General features: G+C 66.3%; 3 protein-coding genes and 1 other RNA gene. 3 read left to right on the top strand and 1 reads right to left on the bottom strand.

Annotated elements, in window-relative coordinates:
* Nucleotides 1-133 precede the first annotated feature (133 nt).
* Nucleotides 134-230: signal recognition particle sRNA small type (gene ffs / locus HMPREF2630_RS03150), an RNA gene on the bottom strand.
* 237 nt (nt 231-467) lie between these two features.
* On the opposite strand from ffs, the gene HMPREF2630_RS03145 reads away from it, so the two are divergent.
* The 3 genes from HMPREF2630_RS03145 (at nt 468) to HMPREF2630_RS03135 (ending at nt 5,984) form a co-directional block, all read left to right on the top strand.
* Nucleotides 468-3,125, top strand: coding sequence for a DNA polymerase III subunit gamma and tau (locus HMPREF2630_RS03145; RefSeq protein ID WP_070483337.1), 2,658 nt, complete (start codon nt 468-470; stop codon nt 3,123-3,125).
* A gap of 222 nt (nt 3,126-3,347) precedes the next feature.
* On the top strand, nt 3,348-4,496 hold the full coding sequence (gene recR, locus HMPREF2630_RS03140; protein WP_070483335.1) for a recombination mediator RecR: 1,149 nt from the start codon (nt 3,348-3,350) through the stop codon (nt 4,494-4,496).
* Between the two features lie 192 nt (nt 4,497-4,688).
* Nucleotides 4,689-5,984 carry an aspartate kinase gene (locus tag HMPREF2630_RS03135; protein ID WP_049333969.1) on the top strand — a complete coding sequence of 432 codons (1,296 nt, stop codon included), beginning with the start codon at nt 4,689-4,691 and terminating at the stop codon, nt 5,982-5,984.
* Nucleotides 5,985-6,000 lie beyond the last annotated feature (16 nt).

Raw genomic sequence — 6,000 nt, 5'->3', positions numbered from 1 at the left:
CACCCGCTGAGAATCCGGATTCTGAGCGCGCGAAGAATCAAATCCGGATTCGAAGCCGCGAAGCGCCAGCGGAGCGGGCACGTAGTGCATATGACGGGTGCACATTCTCAGGAGAAAGGCTTGTTTTCGGGCATAGAAAAACCTCTTACGCACCCGTCATAGCTCGAATACCCTTGCTACCTTCCGGTCCTGGGGGAGTTTTCCAAGATAACGCCACGTAAGAGGCAAGAACCAGTGTACCGGATTTTTGGCGCGTTGGGAACTCGGGGCGAACGCGCGGTGGTTGCGGGCCGGCGCATCCTCGCGGCACCCCGTCGCGCACCCTTGAACAGAGCCCGTGCAAACACCGCACCCGAACCTCCGGCGGGGGTTCGCCGGGCGGTGACGGCGGGCCGCTCGGGCGCGGGGTAAAGCGTCTAAAATGGTAGGGACTGTCCTATCCGCATCCCCGAGCTTAAGAGGTTGCCGTGAGCACTGCCCTTTATCGTCGTTACCGCCCCGAGACCTTCGCCGAGGTCATCGGGCAGGAGCAGGTTACCGTGCCCCTCATGACGGCCCTGGAGAAAAACCGCGTCAACCACGCCTACCTTTTCTCCGGACCGCGCGGCTGCGGTAAGACCACCTCGGCCCGTATTCTGGCGCGCTGCCTGAACTGCGCGCAGGGCCCGACCCCCACCCCGTGCGGCGTATGCGATTCGTGCCGTGAGCTTTCGCGTGACGGCGGCGGTTCCCTCGACGTGATTGAGATGGACGCGGCGAGCCACGGTGGTGTGGACCACGCCCGTGACCTGCGCGAGCGCGCGACCCTGGCGCCGGTGCGTGACCGCTACAAGATTTTCATTATTGACGAGGCCCACATGGTCACCCGCGAGGGTTTTAACGCCCTGCTGAAGATTGTGGAGGAGCCGCCGGAGCACGTGAAGTTCATCTTCGCGACGACCGAGCCGAATAAGGTGCTGGGCACGATTCGTTCGCGTACCCACCACTACCCGTTCCGCCTGGTGCCGCCGGAGGTTCTTTTGCCGTATCTGCAGTCCCTGTGCGACCAGGAGCAGGTGGCGGTGGAGCCGGGCGTGCTGCAGCTGGTGATTCGTGCCGGCGGTGGCTCGGTGCGTGATTCGCTGTCGATTCTTGATCAGCTGATGGCTGGTGCGTCCTCCGAGAAGGGTATTGAGTACGACCTTGCGGTGGCCCTGCTGGGCTACACGCACGCCCAGTTGCTGGATGAGGTCGTAGAGGCGCTGGGCGCCAGGGAGGCGTCAACGCTGTTTGGCGCGGTGTCTCGCGTGGTGGCGACCGGTCAGGATCCTCGCCGTTTTGTGGAGGATTTGCTGGAGCGTCTGCGCGATTTGATTGTGGTGAAGGCCGTTCCGCAATCGGCCGCGCAGATTCTGCAGGGCGTTCCACAGGATCAGCTGGAGCGCCTGGCCGCTCAGGCTCAGGCGCTGACCGAGCGCGAACTGACCCTGGCGGCGGGAACCGTCAACGATGCACTGAACGGTATGACGGGCACCGCTAACCCGCAGCTTCAGCTGGAGTTGCTGTGCGCCCGCCTGCTTCTGCCGGTGGAGGAGGGCTCGGCGAACGGCGCGGAGGTTGCGGCGCTGGCCTCGCGCCTGCAGGTGTTGGAGCGTCGCGTGGCCGCCGGTGGTTCCGCCCCGGCAAGCGTGCAGACCGGTTCTCAGGCCCCGGCAGGTATGTCGGCCGCGCGTGCGGCGGGCATGGCTGCGGCAGGCCTGACCCCTAAGACTCAGGCGCCTAACGCGCAGGCTCCTAGCGCGTCGGTTCAGGAGGCGGCTCAGCAGGGCGGCTCTCAGCAGGCTGGGGCGGGTGCTCCCCCACTGGCCGGTGGGCCGCTTAGCTCTGCGCCCCTGGCCCCGGCAGCGCAGGCACCTTCGACTCGGCCTCCTGCCGCTCCGGTCGGTGCGCCCCTGGCGGGTACCACCCCGACGGCGCCTAATGCCCCGGCTTCCCCTGCAGCTGATGCCGCTCCGGAGGGTACGCCCTCAGCGCCTTTGAAGCTTAATCCGAATGACCCGCTAGCGGCGGTCCAGGGCAATTGGCGTGCCATCCTTAACCGAATGAGCGTTCCGGGTTCCGCGGAGCAGCTGGCGAAGGTTTACCCCGCCCGTATGGAGGGCACCGTGCTCTACGTGCGCGCCGATATCGCAACCCTGCGCGCGGTCAAGGGCTACGTCCCCGAGCTGACCGCCCGCGTGAGCGAGTTCCTGCGCGGCCCCGTGACGATTCACGCCGAGGTCGTCAAGCCCGGCGAGCCCCTCAAGCCGGGCGCCCCTGTACCCCAGCGGGAGGCTCAGCCCGCCGCGCCGGCTCCCCAGCAGCCCGCCGCACCTCTGGCGGAGGGCCCCCGCGGCGGTGAGGATGCGTGGCGTCGCCACGGTCAGCCGGTGAACGACGCCGCGGCTCCGGCAGCCACCAGCGTGGATGCGCCCCTGGGCGCCTGGGACGTGGCACCCATCCCGCAGAGCGAGGAGGCTGCGCCCGCGGCCGCCGTGGAACCCTCCCCCGCAGAGTCTTTCCCCGCGCAGGTGCCCCCGGCCCAGCCTGAGCCGAGCCCCCACGCAGGACCGCTCTCTCCGCCCGGCACGGATGCTCCGGCCGGCGGCTTTGGCGAGCGCGATTCCTTCGCGGCTTCCGGCAGCGGGGTTCCGCAGGAGGCCCCCGGTCGTAGCGATGCGCAGGAGCCTCCGTTCGAGGACGAGCCGCTCTATGATGCGGAGCCCTCTTACAACGAACCGGCCGAAGCAATGCCCGAGGCCCCCGAGGCGGCGGCTCCCGCGGCTGAGCCGATTGCGCCCGCTGGTCCTCTGGCGGCAGGCCCCCTGGCGGCAGGACCCCTGGCCGCCGGTCCTCTGGCGGCGGGTCCTCTGGCCCCGGCGCCGGCCAATGAGTCGGCTTCTGAACCGGTTACCGAGCCTGAGTCTCCCGCCGAGCCCGCCTCATCCGAGGTGGTGCCCACGAAGCCCGTGCACGTCGTGACCGAGGAGGACTACATCTCGGAGGACGACGAGAAGGTCGAAAACAGCACCTTCATCGGCCTGCGGGCCATCGAGAAGATCATCGGCGGCACCGTCATCGACGAGCGCCCCCTGCACCAGGGCTAGACCCCCAAGGGCACGCGTTTCGGCCGGTCGTTCCGATGAGCCGCCCAACGCGTCCAACGCACCCGCCGGCGCCGAGAATTACACGATTTTTCGGTGCCGGCGGGCATTTTTCTGCCCGAATCCCCGTTAAGCTGTCAGGGGGTTGGGCCACACTGGTACCGAAGCGGCCCCCACGCGGAGTATCCTAGACACTCACCGCGGACCACGGCAGATTGGAGAAGCATGTACGAGGGTGCAGTACAAAACCTCATTGACGAGCTCGGACGCCTCCCCGGCGTGGGCCCCAAGTCGGCTCAGCGCATCGCTTTTCACATCCTGAACGCTGACGCCGCCGATATGGCGCGCCTGGCCAACGCGATTTCCACGGTGAAGACCAGCGTGAGCTTCTGCGAGGAGTGCGGCAACGTCTCCGAGACGAAGCTGTGCCCCATCTGCCGCGACGAGCGCCGCGACCCGTCGGTGCTGTGCGTGGTCGAGGAGTCCAAGGACGTCGTGGCGATTGAGCGCACCCGTTCCTTCACCGGCCGCTACCACGTGCTCGGCGGGGCTATTAACCCGCTGGCGGGCGTGGGCCCGGAGCAGTTGCGCATCCGCGAGCTGGTATCCCGCCTGGCGGATGAGCGCATCCAGGAGATTATTCTGGCGATGGACCCGAACCTTGAGGGTGAGGCGACCGCAACCTACCTCTCGCGCATGCTCGTGCCGCTGGGTGTGCGCCTGTCGCGCCTGGCCTCGGGCCTGCCGGTGGGCGGCGATCTGGAGTATGCCGACGAAATCACCCTGGGCCGCGCGCTGGAGGGTCGCCGCGTGATCAGCGAGGGCACCGCCGCGGTTCACACCGCCGCCGAGGATTTTGAGCGGGCTAACCGCGAGGAAGAACAGGAGCGCGAGCAGGCCGCCGCGGTGCGTGCCGAGGAGGCGAAGCAGAGCCGCCGCCGCTGGAACTCCAGCATGTTCGACGACCTGGAGGCACCGGGCACTCCCGCCGGTGAGGCTCCCGCGCCCGCCGGCGTGCAGGCCACGGTAGATGAGCAGCTCATCGAACGGGTCCTGCAGGACGGCGGGGAGGCTTCGGCCGCCGTAGACGGCGAGGCTGAGGCCCCCGAGGCCGAACCCGCCGCCAAGGAACCCGCAGCGGAGAACGCCGAAACACCCGAAAACCCTGAGACGTCCGAAAGCCCCGAGGACCCCACCGTTTCCCAGGGCTCCGTTGCCTCCGAGAACCCCGAAGAGCCCGAGGAGGCTCACGAGGTGTTCCGCAGCGCCGACTACGAGGAGCGCATCCGCTCGATTCAGAACGCCCCGTTACGCACCCCGAAGCCGGACGTTCCGCCGCTGCCGGGCGTGACTTACGTGAACCCGTGGACCTAGCCTTCCACCACTAGTACGTGCGCGGTAGGGTTCGCGCTCCCGGGCCCGCCACGACCCGCGTAACATTCGGTAATATTCCACAAGTCAATACACACGGCTGGTAAGTTAGCCGCCCGGCCTGAACGCCGTCTACTATAGGTGAGGAGCCGGCGCTCTGCCGGCGGCACAGATATAACAGACCTGGAGAATTCTATGAGCCTGATCGTCCAAAAGTTCGGCGGTTCCTCCGTAGCGGATGCGGAGGGCGTCAAGCGCGTAGCCCGCCGCGTCGTGGACACTCAGAAGGCAGGTAACGATGTGGTCGTCGTGGTGTCCGCTATGGGTGACACCACCGATGAGCTGCTCGACCTTGCCGCAGAGGTCACCAGCAATGTCGTTCCCTCGCGTGAGCTGGACATGCTGCTGACCGCCGGTGAACGCATTTCGACCGCCGTCCTGTCGATGGCCATTAACGACCTGGGCGCTAAGGCGCAGTCCTTCACCGGTTCGCAGGCTGGCATGATTACCGACGGCGTGCACGGTTCGGCGCGCCTCGTGGAGGTTCGCCCCGATCGCATCCGTGAGTCCGTCGAGGCCGGAAATATCGCGATTGTGGCCGGTTTCCAGGGCATGAACCGTCAGAGTGGCGACATTACGACCCTGGGCCGCGGCGGTTCCGATACGACCGCCGTTGCGCTGGCCGCCGCGCTGAACGCCGATGTGTGCGAGATTTACTCGGACGTGGACGGCGTGTTCACCGCCGACCCGCGCATCGTGCCGACCGCGCACAAGCTGGATACCATCACCAGCGAGGAGATGCTGGAGATGGCGGCGAACGGTGCAAAGATTCTGCACCTGCGTAGCGTCGAGTATGCTCGTCGTTTTAACTTGAAGCTTCACGTGCGTTCTTCGTTCTCGGACCTTGAAGGCACTATCGTGGTTCCGGAGGAGTCCGCGGAACTGACCCCCATTCATCTGAAGGAGATTCCCTTGGAGCAGCCCTTGATTTCCGGTGTCGCGCACGATCGCACCCGCGCAAAGATTACCGTTGTTGGCGTTCCGGACGTTCCCGGTTCGGCCGCTAAGGTGTTCGGCCTGATTAACGAGGCGAAGGTGAACCTGGACATGATCGTTCAGAACGTTCCCACCGACCGCCCCGGCGTGACCGATATTTCCTTCACCCTGAACCAGGCACAGGGCCCCACCGCGCTGAAGGCGCTGGAGGATGCCAAGGCCGAGCTGGGCTTCCAGGAGGTTATCTACAACGAGTCGGTCGGCAAGCTGTCGCTGGTTGGCGCGGGCATGAAGACCAACCCCGGCGTTTCGTTCACCTTCTTCGAGGCTCTGTCCTCGGCGGGCGTGAACATCGACATGATTTCGACCTCTGAGATTCGTATTTCGGTGATTACCGAGCTGAGCAAGTTGGATGAGGCCGTTCGCGCGGTGCATACCGCGTTCGGTCTGGACACCGAGGGCGAGGCTACCGTGTACGGTGGCACCGGCCGCTAGGGTTGAGAGGGTTAGC

The organism is Rothia sp. HMSC072B03, assembly GCF_001809565.1.
GTDB classification, from domain to species: Bacteria; Actinomycetota; Actinomycetes; order Actinomycetales; family Micrococcaceae; genus Rothia; species Rothia mucilaginosa_A.
Note: the sequence above shows the minus strand (reverse complement) of the source record. Positions and strands in the feature narration are given on the sequence as shown.